This window comes from Agromyces sp. NDB4Y10 (assembly GCF_001620055.1).
Classification (GTDB): Bacteria; Actinomycetota; Actinomycetes; order Actinomycetales; family Microbacteriaceae; genus Agromyces; species Agromyces indicus.
On record NZ_LQGY01000004.1, the window covers coordinates 94,986 to 112,951 of the forward strand.

Sequence of the window (17,966 nt, forward strand, 5' to 3'; positions counted from 1 at the left end):
CGGACATGGATCTCGCAACGCTCTGGTTCTGGATCGTCGCCTTCCTCTTCGTCGGCTACTTCGTGCTCGACGGGTTCGACTTCGGCGTCGGCATGTCGCTGCCGTTCCTCGCGAAGGACGACACCGACCGCCGCGTGCTCATCAACACGATCGGCCCGGTGTGGGACCTCAACGAGACCTGGGTGATCGTGGCCGGCGCCGCGCTCTTCGCCGCGTTCCCCGAGTGGTACGCCACCCTGTTCTCGGGGTTCTACCTCGCGCTGCTGCTCATCCTGCTCGCGCTCATCGCCCGCGGCGTCTCCTTCGAGTACCGGCACCAGCGACCCGAGCTCGCCTGGAAGCGCCGATTCGACTCGATGATCATCATCGGCTCGGCGGTCCCGGCGCTGCTCTGGGGCGTCGCCTTCGCCAACATCGTCCAGGGCGTCCCGCTCGACGCGGACCACAACTACACGGGCACGCTGTTCGACCTGCTCAACCCCTACGCCCTGCTCGGCGGCCTCACCACGCTGCTGCTCTTCTTCACCCACGGCGTCGTGTTCGCGGCGCTGAAGACCGACGGCGAGATCCGCGAGCGCGCCCGCCGCCTCGCGGCGAAGGCCGGCGCCATCACCATCGCGGTGGCCGCCACCTTCCTCGTCTGGACCGGCCTCGCGAACGGCAGCGCCTGGCTCTGGGCGCTGGCCGCGGTCGCCGCGGTCGCCCTCGTCGGCGCCTGGCTCGCCAACGGACGCGGCGCCGAGCGAACCGCGTTCACCCTGATGGCCGTCACGATCGGCGCGGCGGTCTTCGGACTGTTCGCGGCGCTCTTCCCCGAGGTCATGCCCGCATCGAACGACCCGGCCAACAGCCTCACCATCGCCAACGCCTCCAGCACGCCGTACACGCTCACCGTCATGAGCTGGACCGCCGTGATCTTCCTGCCGCTGATCCTCGCGTACCAGGGCTGGACCTACTGGGTCTTCCGCAAGCGCGTGACCCGGCAGACGATCGACGCCGCCGCCCACTGACGTGCGCCCCCTCGACCCACGACTCATCCGGCGCTCCCGCGCGGCGCGCGGCTTCCTCATCGGCGGCGGCGCGCTCGCGCTGCTCCAGGCCGGCTCGACGATCGCGTTCGCCTGGGCGCTCGCGTCGCTCGTCGTGGGCCTCATCGAGGGCGACGTGCCGTGGGGGATCGAATCGGTGATCGTGGTGCTCGTCGCCGCGGCATCCGTTCGCGCGCTCGCCGGCTGGCTCTGGGAGTGGCTCGGCTCGGCCGGGGCGATGCGGGTCAAGGCCGAGCTGCGCGACGACCTGCTCGCCGCCCTCGAGGCCCGGCCCGGCGACGCGCGGCCCACGTCGACGGCCGACGCGGCCACGCTGCTCGGCCCCGGCCTCGACGCCCTCGACGAGTACTTCGGGCGCTACCTGCCGCAACTGGTGCTCACCGCGGTCGCCACCCCGATCCTCGTCGCCGCGGCCTGGTCGGCGGACTGGGTGTCCGGGCTCATCCTCGTGATCGTCCTGCCGCTCATCCCCGTCTTCATGGCGCTCATCGGCATGGCGACCGAGGTCGTGCAGCGCCGGCAGTGGCAGCGCCTCCAGTCGCTCTCCAAGGGGTTCCTCGAAGTCGTCGGAGGACTCGCGACGCTCATGCTGTACGGTCGCGCCGAGCGCCAGGTGGAGCGCATCCGCACCGTCACCGACCAGTACCGCTCGAGCACCATGAAGGTGCTGCGGGTTACGTTCCTCTCCGGGTTCACGCTCGAACTCGCGGCGAGCCTGTCGGTCGCGCTCGTCGCCGTCTCCATCGGACTGCGACTCGTCGCGGGCGACATGTCCTTCGCGCCCGGGCTGTTCGTGCTCGTGCTCGCGCCCGAGGTCTTCCTGCCCATCCGCAACGTCGGCGCGGCGTTCCACGCCTCCACCGCCGGCCTCGAAGCCTCTCGCAGCGCCCTCGACCTCCTCGAGACGGACCCGGCGGAGCGTCGCCCCGACCAGCCCGCGCAGCACGGCGACCCGACGACGGATGCCGCGGGCCTGCACCTGCGCGGCGTGCGCGTCACCCGCGACGGGCGCACCGCGGCCGACGGCGTCGACCTCGACGCCGCCCCCGGCGAGATCGTCGCCGTCATGGGGGCGAGCGGGTCGGGGAAGTCGTCGCTCGTCGCCGCGCTGCTCGGCTTCGCCCCCTACGAGGGCACGGCCACCCTCGACGGCGTCGCGCTCGGTCCGGGCACGCGGGCGCGACTCGCGTGGGCCGCGCAGAGCGCACACCTGCTCGAGGGCACGGTGGCCGAGAACGTACGCCTCGGCGCCGAGCACGCCCCCGCCGCCGTCGCCGACCGGGCACTCGCCCTCGCCGCAGCCGAGGTGCCCGCCGGCACCGTGCTCGGACCCGGCGGCACCGGCCTCTCCGGCGGACAGGCCCAGCGCGTCGCCGTCGCACGCGCCATCCACCGCCTGCTCGCGACCGACGCCTCCCTGCTCGTCCTCGACGAGCCGTCGTCGGCGCTCGACGCCGATCGCGAGGCGGCGCTCGCCGCAGGGCTCCGCGAACTCGCCGCCGAGGGACGGACCGTCCTCGTCGTGACCCACCGCGAGACGCTCGCGGCCCACGCCGACCGCGTCGTCGCCATCCGGGAGGTCGCGCATGCGTGAATCGACCCGAGACGTGCTCCGCCGTGCCGTCCCGCCGGCCGGGCGGCTCGTGCCGTCGATCCTCCTCGGGGTGCTCGCGGGCCTCTCGAGCGTCGCGCTGCTCGCCTCGAGCGCCTGGTTGATCGCGCGCGCCGCCGAGCAGCCGCCCATCCTCTACCTGTCGCTCGGCGTCGTGGGCGTCCGCGCCTTCGCGCTCGGCCGCGCGGTGTTCCGCTACCTCGAACGCCTCGCCGGTCACGACGCCGCCTTCCGCCAGCTCGCGGAGATCCGGACGGGGGTGTTCGAGCGCATGCTTCCCGTCGCACCCGACGGGCTCGCTACAAGCCGCCGCGGCGACCTCCTCGCGCGATTCGTCGGCGACGTCGACGAACTCCAGAACGTCTCGTTGCGGATCGTGCAGCCGCTCGTCAGCGCCGCCATCGTCCTGGCCGCGGCCATCGCCGGACTGGCCTGGCTCGCCCCCGGCTCGGCGTTCGCCGTCCTGTCCTGCCTCGGCGTCGGCATCGCCGTCGCGGTGACGGCCCAGCAGGTGCTCGCCGCGCGCGCGGACGCGCGGCTCGCCCCGCTCCGCGGACGGCTGCAGGCCGCGATCGTCGAACACGTCCAGGCCCTCGACGTCCTCGTGGCCTTCGACGCGGCGGCGCCGAGCCGGGCCCGCATCCGGCGGATCGGCGCCGAGCTGCAGCGGGCGACCCGGACGCGCGCGGCCGCGCAGGGCCTGGCTGCGGCCGCGATGAGCGCGGTCGGCGGGGTCGCGGCGGCGGCGAGCCTCGGAGCCGCCGCCCCGCTGCTCGCCGACGGCCGGATCAGTGGTCCCACGTTCGCCGTGCTGTGCCTGGTCCCGCTCGCGATCGCCGAGGTCGCGGCGGCGATCCCCGTGGCGATCGGCGCCGTCCGCACCGTGCGGGCGAGTGCGGAACGGGTGGCCGACGCCGTCCCGGCGGGTGTCCCGGCGGAGCTGCCGCAGCCGCGGTCCGGCCCGGCACCCGAGCCGAAATCGTCGCATCGGCGCCGGACACCCGGCCTTCGGCTCAGGGGCGCCAGTGCGAGCTGGCCGCGGGCGAGCGGCGCCGGGCATGCCGGCTCACGCGACCTGGCGCCGCTCGACCTCGACGTCGCCCCGGGCGACCGGGTGCTCGTGGAGGGGCCGTCGGGCTCCGGCAAGACCACGCTGGCACACGTGCTCGTCCGGTTCCTCGAGTACGAGGGGTCGTACCGCCTCGACGACGTGGAGGCTCGCGACCTCGATCCGCGGGACGTCCGCCGCGTCGTGGGCCTCGTCGAGCAGCGGCCGTGGCTGTTCGACGAGGACCTCCGCCAGAACCTCATCTTCGCCCGGGACACCGCCACCGATGCCGAGCTGCTCGAGGCGCTGGATCGGGTCGGGCTCGGGTCGTGGGTCGCCGAGCGCGGCGGACTCGATGCCCGCGTGGGGGAGCGGGGCGCGCTGGTCTCGGGAGGCCAGGCGCAGCGGATCGCCCTCGCCCGGGCCATGCTCGCCGACTTCCCGGTGCTGGTGCTCGACGAGCCGACCGCCAGCGTCGACGCGGATCGCGCGGACGCCCTCCTGGCGGACCTGCTCGGGGCCGCCGCGGATGGCCGCTCGGTGATCCTCATCTCCCACACCGGAGCGCCTGACGGGCTCGTCGACCGGCGCATCCGAATCGACCGGCCGGCTGATACCGTCGGCCAGCGAGAGTGACGATTCCTCGCGTCGTGCGCACGGATCTTGCGTTCTCGGAACGCACCCCTAGTCCGGGGGACAACTTCTCTGCTTGACTCCCCCCAATCGTCCGCCCGGCGGACGGCATACCCCCAGCAGAGGAGCCTTCATGTACCGAAGTGCCGCACTCGCGGGCACGGCCATCGTCGCGGCGGGAGCACTCCTGCTCGGCGCGGGTCCCGTGCTCGCACACGACGAGCCGCTCGTCGACGACGGAGTCCTCGACTCCGGCAAGGAGACCCACAACCACCACTCGCACGGCCAGCAGCACGGAGAGGAGGAGGGCCACCTCCCCGCCTCGAGCGACAACGTGCTGAAGATCGGCAACCTCGACCTCTTCGAAGGCGCGGAACAGCCCGGCCGGATCGCCGACGTCTCGGCGTACGGCAACTACGCCTACCTCACCGCCTTCTGGGAGCCCGCGTGCGATCGCGGCGGCGTCTACATCGTCGACATCGCCGATCCCGAGGCGCCGAAGCTCGTCACGAAGATCGACAGCCACCGCGGCACCTTCAGCGGCGAAGGGTCGCAGGTCATCGACCTGAAGACGAAGCACTTCACGGGTCAGCTCCTCGCCTACCAGAACGAGATCTGCCCGGGCGACGACAAGGGGATCGGGGGCGTGACGCTGGTCGACGTCACCAACCCGGCGAAGCCGAAGAAGCTCGTCGAGGGTGCCGGTGACTTCGACGTGCCGGGCAAGGCGCAGACGAAGGCCCACGAGACGCATTCGATCCGCATGTGGACCGACGGCGACCGGGCGTACGTGGTGCTCGTCGACAACGAGGAATCCGCCGACGTGGACATCCTCGACATCACGAACCCCTCGAAGCCGGTCCTGGTCTCCGAGACCGACCTGGTCGACGAGTCCGCACAGCCCCTCGGCGAGGTCCACGGCGACGCGACCTTCCTCCACGACATGGTCGTCGAAGAGGTCGACGGCGTGATGACCATGCTGCTCTCGTACTGGGATGGCGGCTACATCAAGCTGAACGTCGACGATCCGGCGAACCCCGTGTTCATCGACGACACCGACTTCGAGCAGTTCGATCCGGTACGGCTCGAGGTGGCCGGCGAGCAGATCACCCCGGAGGGCAACGCGCATCAGGCCGAGTTCACGAACGATCGCGAGTTCTTCATCGCGACCGATGAGGACTTCGATCCGTACCGCGTCATCGCCCAGATCGAGGGCGCCGGCGAGTTCACCGCCGTCCAGGGGTCCGACGTGCCGCAGATCTCGCCCGAGCAGAGCCTCGCCGGAGGCACGCGCTACGTCGGCCTCGCCTGCACCGCAGCCTCCGTCCCGGCGCCGGGCGGCGCGACCGTCGCCGTCATCGAACGCGGCACCTGCGCGTTCACCGACAAGGTCCAGGCCGTGGAGGCCGCAGGCTACGAGGGAGCGATCGTCTTCAACTCCGACGCCGCAGGCAACTGCGACGCCCTCGTGTCGATGCTCGTCGACGCGGGCATCCCGGCGGTGTTCGCCTCGCGCACCGACGGGTTCCGCATCCTGACCGGCGGTGTCCCGGCCGGCTACACCTGCGGCAGCGGGACTCCGTACCCGGTGCCGCTCGCGGTCGGCGACCCCGGACGCGACGTGGACGTGAGCGCCGTGTTCGACGGGTGGGGCTACGTGCACCTGTACGACGCCGAGACGATGGAGGACCTCGACCAGTACTACGTTCCCGAGAGCCAGGACGCCGCCTACGCTTCGGGCTTCGGCGACCTGTCGGTGCACGAGATCGCGACCGATCCCGACGAGAACCTCGCGTACGTCTCCTACTACGCCGCGGGCTTCCGTGTGGTGGAGTACGACCGGGAGACGGGGCTGAACGAAGTCGGCCACTTCATCGAGGAGGGCGGCAACAACTTCTGGGGCGTGGAGGTGCACGAGCACCCGAACGGCGAGAAGTACGTGCTGGCATCGGACCGCGACAGCGGCCTGTACATCTTCCAGTACGACCCGGAGGGCTGATCTGCTCGAACGCCGGTGGGCGGGTGCGGGAGCGCCCGCCCACCGGCGCGTCCGCACCCCGCCAGCGCGCGGACCGCTTCGGCACCGGCAGTACGCTCGGAGGGTGCCACGACGCATCCGGAGCCTGACGCTGCCCGAGTGGCGCGACCCCGAGGCCGTCTTCGTCGCACTCGCGGCGGCGGCGCCGATCGCGGCCTGGCTCGATGGCGGGGACGGTGCCCGCGACGGTCGCAGCGTGATCGCGATCGCCGACGCCGGCACCCCGGTCGTGATCGCCGGCGACGCCGACCGGCCCGATGACGTCTACGCCGCGCTCGCGGCCGGCATCGGCGACGTCGACCCGATCGACGACCTCGGCGCGTCGGCACGTGCCGCGGTGGGCTGGCACGGATGGTTCGGCTACGAGTTCGGCGCCCGCACCCTCGGGGTTCCCGCGTCCGCGACCGAGGTGCCGGCCGCGGCGTTCTTCCTCGCCGATCGGGTGATCGTGTTCGAGCACTCGGACCGGCGCGTGCGGCTCGAATGGCTAGAAGGGGAGCACGCGGCATCCGTCGAGGGGTGGGTCGAGGCGACGCGAGCGACGCTCGCCGCCCTCCCGGCGGGCATGCCGGACCGGACGCCGTCGGCGACCGCTCCCGCGGCATCCGCACCCACGCGGTGGCGGCACGGCGCCGAGGCGTACCGTCACATGATCGACGCGTGCCGCGAGGCCATCGTGCGCGGCGACGCGTACCAGCTGTGCCTCACCAACCGGGTCGAGCTCGACGTGCGGCCCGACCCGGTCGAGGCGTACCTGCGACTGCGACGCGGCAGCCCGAGCCACCACGGGGGCTTCCTCCGGTTCGGCGACGTCGCGCTGCTCAGCGCCTCGCCCGAGCAGTTCCTCCTCGTCGAACGCGACGGCACCGTCGCCACCAAGCCCATGAAGGGCACACGCCCGCGGTCGGCCGACGCGGCGACCGATCGGGCCCTGCGCGCCGAGCTCAGCGCGAGCGAGAAGGAGCGCGCCGAGAACCTCATGATCGTCGACCTCATGCGCAACGACCTCGGTCGCATCGCCGAACTCGGCACGGTCGCCGTGCCGAGCCTGCTCGAGGTCGAGGAGTACCCGCACGTGCACCAGCTCGTCTCGACCGTGACGGCGCGCCTGCGGCATCCGCTCACGGCACTGGACGCCGTGCGCTCGGCGTTCCCCGCCGGATCGATGACGGGGGCGCCGAAGGAGAGCGCGATGCGGATCCTGCACGAGCTCGAAGGCGGGCCGCGCGGCATCTACTCGGGGGCCTTCGGATGCCTCGGGGTCGACGGCACCGCCGACCTGGCGATGGTCATCCGGTCGATCGTGCTGACCGCCCGGGGCGCGTCGATCGGCACGGGCGGCGGCATCACGGCGCTGTCGGACCCGGAGGAGGAGGTCGAGGAGACGCGACTCAAGGCGCGCGCGCTCATCGCCGTCCTCGGCGGCGAGGACCCCGCCCGCTCGCAGGCGCCCCGGTCCGCCCATTGAGTAGGCTTGTCCCTCGGGCGCCGCGCTCGCGCGCCCGTCCCGGGCCGAGCGCCCGCACCCTCCCCGCGCAGCACGATTGAGAGTCACGTGGCACACGAGCAGGACACCCCCGAGACCGCCGACGCCGGCACGTACGACTTCGCCGCCATCCAGGCGAAGTGGAGCCCGGTGTGGGAGGAACTCCAGCCGTTCCGCGCCGCGCAGCCGGGCGACACGCGCCCGCGCAAGTACATCCTCGACATGTTCCCGTACCCCTCGGGCGACCTGCACATGGGCCACGCCGAGGCCTTCGGATTCGGCGACGCCGCGGCCCGCTACTGGCGTCACCAGGGCTTCGACGTGCTGCACCCGATCGGGTGGGACTCGTTCGGCCTGCCCGCCGAGAACGCGGCGATCAAGCGCGGCGCCGACCCCAAGGCGTGGACCTACGCGAACATCGAGCAGCAGAAGCGCTCGTTCAAGCAGTACGCGCCGTCGTTCGACTGGTCGCGCGAGCTCCACACGAGCGACCCCGAGTACTACAAGTGGAACCAGTGGCTGTTCCTCAAGCTGTACGAGAAGGGCATCGCCTATCGCAAGGCGGGCCAGGTCAACTGGTGCCCGAACGACCAGACCGTGCTCGCGAACGAGCAGGTCGTCGACGGCCACTGCGAGCGCTGCGGCAGCGTGGTGACGAAGAAGGCGCTCACGCAGTGGTACTTCCGCGTCACCGACTACGCCGACCGCCTGCTCGACGACCTGAACCAGCTCGAAGGCAAGTGGCCCGGCAAGGTCATCACGATGCAGCGCAACTGGATCGGCCGGTCGTCGGGTGCCGACGTCGACTTCGCCATCGAGGGCCGCGACGAGCCCGTGACGGTGTTCACGACGCGTCCCGACACCCTCTACGGCGCCACCTTCATGGTCGTCGCGCCCGACTCGGCACTCGCGGCCGAGCTCGTCGAGGGCGCCTCAGACGACGTGCGCGCGCGGTTCGAGCAGTACCTCGAGTCGGTGCGCGCCGAGAGCGACATCGACCGGCTCGCCACCGACCGCCCGAAGACGGGCGTGTTCCTCGACCGGTACGCGACCAATCCGCTGACGGGCGAGCGCCTGCCGATCTGGGCGGCCGACTACGTGCTGGCCGACTACGGCCACGGCGCGATCATGGCGGTGCCCGCGCACGACCAGCGCGACCTCGACTTCGCGCGCGCCTTCGAGCTGCCCGTGCGCGTGGTCGTCGACACCAACGCACCCGTGACCGGCGTGATCCCCGTCATCCCCGTCGACGACCAGGGCGTGCCGCTGCCGCTCGAGGACCTGCCCGAGCTCGACCCCGCCTCGACGGGCGTCGCGCTCACGGGTGAGGGCCGCCTGATGAACTCCGGCCCGCTGAACGGGCTCAGCAAGTCCAACGCGATCCGACGTGCCATCGAGATCCTCGAGGAGCGCGGCCTCGGGCGCGCGGCGAAGAACTACCGCCTGCGCGACTGGCTGATCTCCCGACAGCGGTACTGGGGCACGCCCATCCCGATCATCCACTGCGAGCAGTGCGGCGAGGTGCCCGTGCCCGAGTCCGACCTGCCGGTCCGGCTGCCGGATGCCGCGGGGCTCGACCTGCGGCCGAAGGGCTCGAGCCCGCTCGGCGCGGCCGAGGAGTGGGCGAGCGTCACCTGCCCGAACTGCGGCGGCGACGCCCGGCGCGACTCCGACACGATGGACACCTTCGTCGACAGCTCGTGGTATTTCCTGCGCTACCTGAACCCGAACGACGACGACCGCGCCTTCGACCCCGCCGAGGCCGAGAAGTGGATGCCGGTCGACCAGTACGTCGGCGGCGTCGAGCACGCGATCCTGCACCTGCTCTACGCACGGTTCTTCACCAAGGTGCTGTTCGACCTCGGCTACCTCGGGTTCACCGAGCCGTTCACGTCACTGCTCAACCAGGGCATGGTGATCATGGACGGCCACAAGATGTCGAAGTCGAAGGGCAACCTGGTCGAGTTCGCCTCCGAGCTGTCCGCCCACGGCGCCGATGCGCTGCGCGTCACCATGGCGTTCGCGGGCCCGCCCGAGGACGACATCGACTGGGCGGACGTGTCGCCGGTCGGTGCCGCGAAGTTCCTCGCGCGCGCCTGGCGCATCTCGGGCGAGGTCGCCTCGAGCCCGGATGTCGAGTGGAAGACGGGCGACCCGGCGCTGCGCCGCATCACGCATCGCCTGCTGGCGGACGCGCCCGGCCTGGCCGAGTCGTTCAAGTTCAACGTGATCGTCGCGCGACTCATGGAGCTCGTGAACGCCACGCGCAAGGCGATCGACTCGGGGGCCGGCCCGGCGGATGCCGCCGTGCGCGAGGCCGCCGAGGTGACCGCGATGATCCTCGACCTGTTCGCCCCGTACACGGCCGAGGACATGTGGCAGCGCCTGGGCTACGAGCCGACCGTGGCGAACGTGGTGTGGCGGAAGGCCGACCCCGCCCTGCTCGTCGAGGAGTCCGTGACGGCGATCGTGCAGGTCGACGGGAAGGTGCGCGACCGCATCGAGGTGTCGCCGAAGATCGGCGCCGACGAGCTCGAGTCCCTCGCCCGCGCGTCGGACGCGGTGACCCGATCGGTCGCCGGGCGCGAGATCGCGAACGTGATCGTGCGCGCGCCGAAGCTCGTGAACATCGCCACGCGCCGCTAGCCCGACCCGGCCTCCACAGGCGGGGCCGGCTCCGGTTCGTCGCACGTGACGCGGGTTCGCTGCCGACGGTCGTGCCGGCGCGGCTAGCGTGCCCGCATGCCCGTGCGTGAGCCCATCGAATCCGACCCGGTCGAGTCGAGCGCCGACGTCGACCCGCTGACCGCGCTCGACGAATCACGCGTCGGGCCCCGCCGACGCATCGCGGTCGGGGCGGCGGTCGTGGTCTTCGTCGCCTCCGTCGCCGTCTCGGCGTTCGCCGCGTTCGCCTCCGGCGGCGGCGGGATGCAGGGCGAGGTCGGCGCGCCGGGCGTGACGATCGACGGCGTCGGCGCGGTGGATCCCGCCGCCTCGGGCACGGCGAATCCGGCGGCCGCGACGCCCACGCTCCTCGTGCACGTCCTCGGCGCGGTCGCCCGGCCGGGCATCGTCGAGCTCGCGCCGGGTGCGCGCGTCGTCGACGCCGTGGGGGCAGCGGGCGGACTGGCGCCGGACGCCGACCCGGGCGGGGTCAACCTCGCCCGCGCGCTCGTCGACGGCGAGCAGCTCGTGGTACCGGTCCTCGGGGCCGAACCCGCCGCCGCGGCATCCGGTGGCGCGGCGGCCGGGGATGGGCGGGTGAGCCTCAACCAGGCCGACGTCGCCGCTCTCGACACGCTTCCCCGCATCGGTCCCGCGCTCGCCCAGCGCATCATCGACTGGCGCGAGGCGAACGGCCCGTTCACGGATGTCTCGCAACTCCTCGACGTCGCCGGCATCGGCGATGCGGTCTACTCCGGTCTCGCCGACCTCGTGACGCTCTGAGTGCGCCGCCACGACCTGCGCCTCCTGCCCGCCGCGATCGTCGCATGGGCGGCCGCGTGGCTGGCGACGGGGGTGCCGGATGATGGGATCCCGGTGTGGTGCCTGCCGGTCCTGTGCTGGCTCCTCGCCGGGCTCGTGCTCGCCGCGGCGATCATCGCCGAGCGACGACGCGGGTTCTGGCGGCCGGAGATATCGGGTCGGTCGGGGGAGACGCCGGGGCAGCGCGCGCGGGTGCGCCGTCTCGCGCATCGATGGTCGACCCATATCGCCCTCGCGGCCGCGTGCGCCGGCGTCGCCGCGACCTCCGCCGGCATCGCGCTGGCTGGGCGCGAGACGGGCACGCTGTCCGAGGCTGCGGCGTCGCGCACCTGGGTCGAGGTCGAGATGCGCCTGGAGTCGGCGGCTCGCCCGTCCGTTCCGGCGCCATGGGAGGAGGGCTCGAGCAGTTGGCGGGCACCCGCGACGGTGACCGCGGTGGACGGGCGGTCGCACCGGCCCGTTCGCGTCGAAGCGGTGGTGTCGGGGTCCCCGTCCGTGCCGGGCTTCGGCACGACGCACCTCGTCCGGGTCCGGGCGACCGCCCTGCCCGCCGCGGACCGCGAGGCCTTCCGGTTGCGCGGCGAGCTCCTCGAGTCGGGCGGGGCGCCGTTCCTCGTCGGGTGGACCCATCCGCTCCGGGCGGGCCTCGCGGACGCCGCCGATCGACTGGGCGGCGACGGCGGTGCCCTCGTGCCGGGGCTCGCCATCGGCGACACGTCGGCCGTCTCCGACGAGCTCCGGGAGGCCATGACCGTCGCCTCGCTGACCCACCTCACGGCCGTCTCGGGAGCGAACTGCGCGATCGTCACGGCGGCCGTGTTCTGGGCGGCCGGCAGGGCGGGCGCGCCGCGTCCGCTGCGGATCGGGATCGCGTTGGCCGCGCTCGCGGGGTTCGTCCTGCTCGTGACACCCGAGTCCAGCGTCGTGCGCGCCGCGGTCATGGCGGTCGTCGTGCTGGTCGCGCTGGGCGTGGGCCGGTCCGGCGGAGGAGCGTCGGCCCTCGCCGTGGCCGCGGTGGTCCTCCTGGCGATCGACCCCTGGTACGCCCGCGACTTCGGCTTCGCCCTGTCCGTGTGCGCCACCGGAGGGCTCATCCTGCTCTCCGGACCGCTCGGTGCGCGACTGTCGCGCTGGATGCCGCGGCCGGTCGCCGTGATGACCGCCATCCCGCTCGCCGCGCAGCTGGCGTGCCAGCCGGTGCTGATCCTGCTCGAACCGTCCATGCCGGTCTACGGCGTGCCCGCGAACCTCCTCGCCGCGCCCGCAGCTCCCGTCGCGACGGTCGCCGGGCTCGTCGGGTGCCTCATCCTCCCCGTCCTGCCCTCCGTCGGCTTCGCGGCGCTGCAGGTCGCGTGGCTGCCTGCGACGTGGATCGCGCTGCTCGCGCACGGCGTCGATCGGCTCCCGGTCACCTCCCTGCCGTGGATGCCCGATGCGCCGGGCGCAGCGCTGTGCGCGGTCGGGGTGGCGGCCGGGCTGGTCGCGGCCATCCGTGCTGGCACCCGGGTGCGGACGGTGGCCGCAGTGATCCTGATCGTGTCGGTCGCACTCCCGCTCGGAGCGGCGGCCGGTCGGCCCGTGGTCGCGCGAGCGGTGCTCCCCGCAGACTGGGAACTGGTGCAGTGCGACGTCGGCCAGGGCGACGCCGTGCTCGTCCGCGATGGCGATGCGGTCATGCTGGTCGATGCCGGCGCGGAACCGGCGGCGCTCGCCCGCTGCCTCGACCTGACCGGCGTCGACCGTCTCGACCTTGCGGTCATCACGCACTGGGATGCGGATCACGCGGGCGGCGTCGAGGCGATCGCCGGTCGGGTCGACGTCGTCCTGCACGGCCCGCTCGACGGGGCCAGGTCGAGCCGGGCGCTCGACCCGCTCGTCCGCGGCGGGGCCGAGGCGGTCGAGGTCGGCGCGGGCGCCTCCGGTGCACTCGGGCGGGCCCACTGGCGGGTGCTGTGGCCTCCGCCGCGCACCGAGCCCGGCAACGATGCGAGCGTGGTGATCGACCTGCGCACAGCGCGATACCGGGCCGTCTTCCTCGGCGACCTCGGAGAGACGGCGCAGGAGCGGCTGCGCCGCGACCATCCGATCGGCTCGGCCGACCTCGTGAAGGTCGCCCACCACGGCAGCGCCGACCAGAGCAGCGAGCTCTACCGCCAACTGCGGGCCCCGGTCGGCCTCGTCGGCGTCGGCGCCGACAACGGGTACGGGCACCCGACCGATTCGCTCCTGGACCTGCTCGACGAGGCCGGGACCCACGTGATCCGAAGCGATCGGTCGGGCACCGCGGCGCTCGTGGCGATCGAGGGCGGGTTCGCCGTGTGGACCGAGCGTGCGGATCAGGTCGGTGGTGATCCGTAGACTGGTGCGGCACATCGGAGGGAGCGCACGTGGCGGCACGCGGAGGCACGGCGAAGTCCAAGGCGGCGATCCCGCAACTCGCTTGGAGCGCCGTTCGACCGGCGCCGGTGGTCCTGGTCTCGGGCGGGGAGGAGGTACTCGCCGAACGGGCCGTCGCGATGCTCCGCGACACCCTCCGCGACGAGGACCCGGCGCTCGAGGTGAGCGACCTCGAAGCCGACGGCTATCGACGCGGCGAACTGCTCACGCTCGCCAGCCCCTCGCTCTTCGGCGAACCCCGGCTGATCCGAGTGGCCGCAGTCGAACGCTCGACCGACGACTTCCTCGTCGACGCGCTCGAGTACCTCGAGGCGCCCGCCGAGGGCACCGTCGTCGTGCTGCGGCACCGCAGCGGCACCCGGGGCAAGAAGCTCCTCGACGCCATCCGAGCCGGCACCGGCGGCGGCATCGAGATCGTCTGCGCCGAGCTCAAGCGCGACGCCGACAAGCAGGACTTCGCGGCGGCCGAGTTCAAGCTCGCGGGCCGCAGGATCGCGCCGGCCGCGTTGCGCGCGCTCGTCGCGGCGTTCAGCGACGACCTCGGGGAGCTCGCCGCGGCCTGCCGGCAGCTCATCGCCGATGTGCCCGGCGACGTCGACGAGGCCACGGTCGCCAAGTACTACGGCGGCCGCGTCGAGACCACCGCGTTCACGGTCGCGGACTCGGCCATCGCGGGGCGCCACGGCGACGCGATCATCGCCCTGCGGCACGCGCTCGACTCGGGCGCCGACCCGGTCCCGATCGTCGCCGCGTTCGCCATGAAGATCCGCACGATGGCCAAGGTCGCCGGCGCGCGCGGCGCGGCGGCCTCCTCGCTAGGGCTCGCGCCGTGGCAGGTCGACCGGGCGCGCCGGGACCTTCAGGGCTGGGATGACGAGGGCCTGGGCGCGGCCATCGAGGCCCTCGCCGCTGCGGATGCCGCCGTGAAGGGTGCCGAGCGCGACCCGGTGTTCGCGCTGGAGCGTCTCGTCGGCGTGATCAGCGCCCGCGGGCGCGCCCTCGCCTGACGACGCCCGTCGCGGGCACACGCCCTCGCCGCGGGCACACGCCCGTGCAAGGCCCGTCTCGGGCGGGAACGCCGAAGGGCCCCGCACCGTCTCCGGTGGGGGCCCTTCGGTCGAGTGCGGCGGTCGCTCAGAGCGCGGCGACCTGCTTCGCGATGGCCGACTTGCGGTTCGCGGCCTGGTTCTTGTGGATGACGCCCTTGCTCACGGCCTTGTCGAGCTTGCGGGTCGCGACGCGGAGGGCCGCGGTGGCCTTCTCCTTGTCGCCCTCGGCGATGGCCTTGCGGGTCGCGGTGATGACGGTCTTGAGCTCGCTCTTCACGGCCTTGTTGCGCTCCTGCGCCTTCAGGTTGGTGCGGATGCGCTTGATCTGCGACTTGATGTTTGCCACGTGGTTCGTCTTTCGTGTGTTCTGCGGGTACCGGAGTTGCCGCAATCGGTAGAGGGGCCGTCGCGGCGCATCGTGCGGGGTGGGACCCACACGCAAGCCAACAGGCAACGATACCAGTTCGCCCGGCACGACGCCAAAGCGCGCGGCCGTCAGACGGGCGCGCGCGAGGCGTCCCGCCGGGCGGCGCGCAGCTCGAGCTCCGCCACGACGCCGAGGATCGTCGCGGTGAACTCCGCCGGTCGCACCAGGCTCACGAGGTGCGTCGCCCCCTCGACGTGGATCAGGTGCCCGTCGCGGGCGGCGCGAAGCAAGCGGCGCTCCTCGATCCGGAAGTGGTCGTACCTCCCGTTCACGAACCAGATCGGCACCTCGACGGCCGCGATCGACGCCTCGATGTCGAGCTCGGCGACCGCCCCGATCGCCGGCTGCATGACGTCGAGGGCCACGCCGCCCGCGACCACGTCCTCGACCGCGGCCGGCGGCAGGAACAGCCGCGCCATGGTGTCGTTCAGCCATCGGCCGCGGTCGGGCAGCCGCCGGATCACGGCGGCCAGTGCCAGGTACCCCCGCAACCCGGCACCGCGGGGCCGGGTGCCGCAGGACGCGGCCACGAGCCCGTCGAGCCGGTGCGGATGCCGCGCCGCGTACTCGATCGCGAGGTACCCGCCGAGGCTCAGCCCCACGAGCAGGCGCGGCGACCGCGGGTCGGCATCGGCGAGCGCCTCGTCGATCGCGCGCATCGCGTCGTCCAGCGTGAACGCCTGGTCGAGGCGCGCGCCGTGGCCGGGCAGGTCGACGGGGACCACCTCGATGTCGTGTCGCGCGAGGCGCGCGACCTGCCCGCGCCACATCGTCGCCGACGTGCGGATACCGTGGACGAGGACGACGCGGGCGCGCGGCATCCGTCAGCCCGCCCGGATCGCGCCGAGTTCGCGCGCCTTCGCGACGGCGGCGGTGCGCGAACCCACGCCGAGCTTGGTGAAGATGTGCACGAGGTGCGACTTCACGGTCGCCTCGCTGAGGAAGAGCGCCTGGCCGATCTCGCGGTTCGTGCTGCCCGCCGCGACCAGCGCGAGCACCTCCGCCTCCCGTACGGTGAGCCGCTGGTCGGCGCTGCGCTGCGACGCGTCGAGTCGTGAGGCCACCGCGGGCGCGAGTGCCGACTCGCCGGCGGCGGCGGCACGGATGGCGGCGACGAGCTCGCCGGGCGGGGCGTCCTTCAGCAGGTAGCCGCTCGCGCCGGCTTCGATCGCGCCGAGGATGTCGGCGTCGGTGTCGTAGTTCGTGAGTACGAGCACGCGGGGTGCGCCGGGAGTGGCGCGGATCCGCCGGGTGGCGTCGACGCCCTGCAGTCGCCCGGGGAACTGGAGGTCCATGAGCACGAGGTCGACGCCCGGCGTCATCGCGAGCGAGACCGCCTCCTCGGCCGTGGACGCCTCGGCGACCACGCGCAGGTCGGGTTCGGCCTCGAGCAGCGCGCGCATGCCCGCTCGGACGACGGGATGGTCGTCGCTCAGGACGAGCCGGATCATGCCGTCACCGCCGGGATGCGCACCGACAGCGCCGTGCCGCCGCCGGGAGAGGACTCGACGTCGGCCGAGCCGCCGAGCGCCTCGGCCCGCTGCCGGATGGCGCGCAGCCCGAACGAGGCGCCGGCGGAGCCCTCGGGTTCCAGTCCGGCCGGGTCGAAGCCGATGCCGTTGTCGACGACGTCGAGCGCGACCTCGTCGCCGAGGTAGCTGAGCGTGAGCTCGGCCCTGGCGGCATCCGCGTGCTTGACGACGTTGGAGAGCGAGCCCTGGGCGATGCGCAGCAGGGTCGCCTCGATCGACATGGGGAGGGCCACCGGGTGCCCGCTCAGCGAGAACGAGACCCGGGTGCGCGACCCCGACTGGGCTGCCTGCTCGTTGGTGGCCTCGGCGAGCCGGCGGAGCGCTGCCGGCAGCGTCTGCTCGTCGAGGGCGGGCGGCGTGAGCTCCCGGATGAAGCGCCGCGTCTCTTGCAGGTTGTCGGCGGCGGTCTCGCGGGCGAGCCGGAGCTTGTCGCGCACGGCGCTGTCGTGCACGTCGCGCTCGGCGGCGTGCAGCAGCATCTGGATCGAGGAGAGGCCCTGGGCCACCGTGTCGTGGATCTCGCGCGCGATCCGCTCGCGTTCGGCGAGCGTGCCCGCCTCGCGGCTGGCCGCGGCGAGCTCCTCGCGCGTGGCGAGCAGGTCGAGGATGAGCGACTGGCGCTCGCGCGACTCCACCGCCATGGCCCGGTACCCGAGTCCGATGATCACGGCGACGCCCGCGGAGATGAACGGCCCGAGGATGCTGCCCACCTCGAATCCGAGGTGGGAGGTCGTGCTCCACACGCTGAGCAGGAAGGTCACGGCGACGAGCGGCACGGCGTAGCGCGCGGGCAGCACGTGGAGTTCGAGGAAGAACAGCGGGAACGCCAGGAACGCGGCATCCGGGGTGAGCGCACCCAGCCCGAGCCACAGCCCCAGCAGCATGACGAGCCAGGCCGCGCGCATCCAGGGCGTGACGACCTGGTGGGCGGTGACGACGCCGACGGCGTAGGTGCCGATGAAGGCGATCGAGAGGATGGCGATCGCCACCCGCTGCTCGCCGCCGGTGATCACCGCACGGGCGACGACGAAGAGCGTGAGGCCGACCACGAGGACGTGCAGGCCCACGCGGAGCGACGTGAACACGGGACGGAGCGCCGACGGCTGCACCCGTCCGACGAGTGGGGCATCGAGCACGGTCATGGTGCGATTCAGCGTAGTCCCGGGGCCCCGGAGCGGCATCCGTCGAAAGTGGGATCGCCCGCATGGG

General features: G+C 73.0%; 13 protein-coding genes. 9 read left to right on the forward strand and 4 right to left on the reverse strand.

Features of this window, described 5'->3' with window-relative positions; genetic code table 11:
- The first annotated feature begins 5 nt into the window (after window positions 1-5).
- The 9 genes from cydB to holA all read left to right on the forward strand — a co-directional run bounded on the left by cydB (window position 6) and on the right by holA (window position 14,756).
- On the forward strand, window positions 6-1,010 hold the full coding sequence (gene cydB / locus AVP42_RS01400; RefSeq protein WP_067945380.1) for a cytochrome d ubiquinol oxidase subunit II: 1,005 nt from the start codon (window positions 6-8) through the stop codon (window positions 1,008-1,010).
- A 1-nt stretch (window position 1,011) separates the two neighbouring features.
- A complete protein-coding gene (cydD, locus tag AVP42_RS01405; protein WP_067945382.1) occupies window positions 1,012-2,643 on the forward strand; it encodes a thiol reductant ABC exporter subunit CydD in 1,632 nt (543 codons plus the stop codon).
- Window positions 2,636-4,345: a thiol reductant ABC exporter subunit CydC gene (cydC, locus tag AVP42_RS01410; RefSeq protein ID WP_067945384.1), complete on the forward strand. Its 1,710-nt coding sequence runs from the start codon at window positions 2,636-2,638 to the stop codon at window positions 4,343-4,345. Before cydD ends, cydC begins: the two co-directional genes overlap by 8 nt.
- A gap of 130 nt (window positions 4,346-4,475) precedes the next feature.
- Window positions 4,476-6,341: a PA domain-containing protein gene (locus tag AVP42_RS01415; protein ID WP_067945386.1), complete on the forward strand. Its 1,866-nt coding sequence runs from the start codon at window positions 4,476-4,478 to the stop codon at window positions 6,339-6,341.
- Window positions 6,342-6,444: 103 nt separating this feature from the next.
- Window positions 6,445-7,848: an aminodeoxychorismate synthase component I gene (pabB, locus tag AVP42_RS01420; RefSeq protein ID WP_067945388.1), complete on the forward strand. Its 1,404-nt coding sequence runs from the start codon at window positions 6,445-6,447 to the stop codon at window positions 7,846-7,848.
- A gap of 87 nt (window positions 7,849-7,935) precedes the next feature.
- Window positions 7,936-10,512: a leucine--tRNA ligase gene (gene leuS, locus AVP42_RS01425; protein ID WP_067945390.1), complete on the forward strand. Its 2,577-nt coding sequence runs from the start codon at window positions 7,936-7,938 to the stop codon at window positions 10,510-10,512.
- A 96-nt stretch (window positions 10,513-10,608) separates the two neighbouring features.
- The gene (locus AVP42_RS01430) at window positions 10,609-11,313 is read left to right on the forward strand and encodes a ComEA family DNA-binding protein (protein WP_082846894.1); all 705 of its coding nucleotides are present in this window, start codon (window positions 10,609-10,611) and stop codon (window positions 11,311-11,313) included.
- Window positions 11,314-13,710, forward strand: a complete 2,397-nt coding sequence (locus tag AVP42_RS01435; RefSeq protein ID WP_067945392.1) for a ComEC/Rec2 family competence protein — start codon at window positions 11,314-11,316, stop codon at window positions 13,708-13,710.
- Window positions 13,711-13,739: 29 nt separating this feature from the next.
- On the forward strand, window positions 13,740-14,756 hold the full coding sequence (holA, locus tag AVP42_RS01440; RefSeq protein WP_067945394.1) for a DNA polymerase III subunit delta: 1,017 nt from the start codon (window positions 13,740-13,742) through the stop codon (window positions 14,754-14,756).
- Window positions 14,757-14,883: 127 nt separating this feature from the next.
- On the opposite strand, the gene rpsT is transcribed toward holA, so the two are convergent.
- From rpsT to AVP42_RS01460, 4 genes are all read right to left on the reverse strand, one after another.
- Window positions 14,884-15,144 (reverse strand): 30S ribosomal protein S20, encoded by a 261-nt coding sequence (gene rpsT / locus AVP42_RS01445; RefSeq protein WP_067945396.1) that lies wholly within the window; start codon window positions 15,142-15,144, stop codon window positions 14,884-14,886.
- A 149-nt stretch (window positions 15,145-15,293) separates the two neighbouring features.
- A complete protein-coding gene (locus AVP42_RS01450) occupies window positions 15,294-16,046 on the reverse strand; it encodes an alpha/beta fold hydrolase (protein ID WP_082846895.1) in 753 nt (250 codons plus the stop codon).
- Between the two features lie 3 nt (window positions 16,047-16,049).
- Window positions 16,050-16,676 carry a response regulator transcription factor gene (locus AVP42_RS01455; protein ID WP_067945398.1) on the reverse strand — a complete coding sequence of 209 codons (627 nt, stop codon included), beginning with the start codon at window positions 16,674-16,676 and terminating at the stop codon, window positions 16,050-16,052.
- Window positions 16,673-17,899: a sensor histidine kinase gene (locus tag AVP42_RS01460; protein ID WP_082846896.1), complete on the reverse strand. Its 1,227-nt coding sequence runs from the start codon at window positions 17,897-17,899 to the stop codon at window positions 16,673-16,675. The genes AVP42_RS01455 and AVP42_RS01460 overlap by 4 nt, the downstream gene beginning before the upstream one ends.
- Window positions 17,900-17,966 lie beyond the last annotated feature (67 nt).

Coding starts and splice junctions, on each gene's coding strand:
- AVP42_RS01415 (WP_067945386.1), top strand. CDS start 4,476: ATGTACCGAAGTGCCGCACTCGCGGGCACGGCCATCGTCGCGGCGGGA.
- AVP42_RS01450 (WP_082846895.1), bottom strand. CDS start 16,046: ATGCCGCGCGCCCGCGTCGTCCTCGTCCACGGTATCCGCACGTCGGCG.
- cydB (WP_067945380.1), top strand. CDS start 6: ATGGATCTCGCAACGCTCTGGTTCTGGATCGTCGCCTTCCTCTTCGTC.
- AVP42_RS01430 (WP_082846894.1), top strand. CDS start 10,609: ATGCCCGTGCGTGAGCCCATCGAATCCGACCCGGTCGAGTCGAGCGCC.
- AVP42_RS01455 (WP_067945398.1), bottom strand. CDS start 16,676: ATGATCCGGCTCGTCCTGAGCGACGACCATCCCGTCGTCCGAGCGGGC.
- cydC (WP_067945384.1), top strand. CDS start 2,636: ATGCGTGAATCGACCCGAGACGTGCTCCGCCGTGCCGTCCCGCCGGCC.
- AVP42_RS01460 (WP_082846896.1), bottom strand. CDS start 17,899: ATGACCGTGCTCGATGCCCCACTCGTCGGACGGGTGCAGCCGTCGGCG.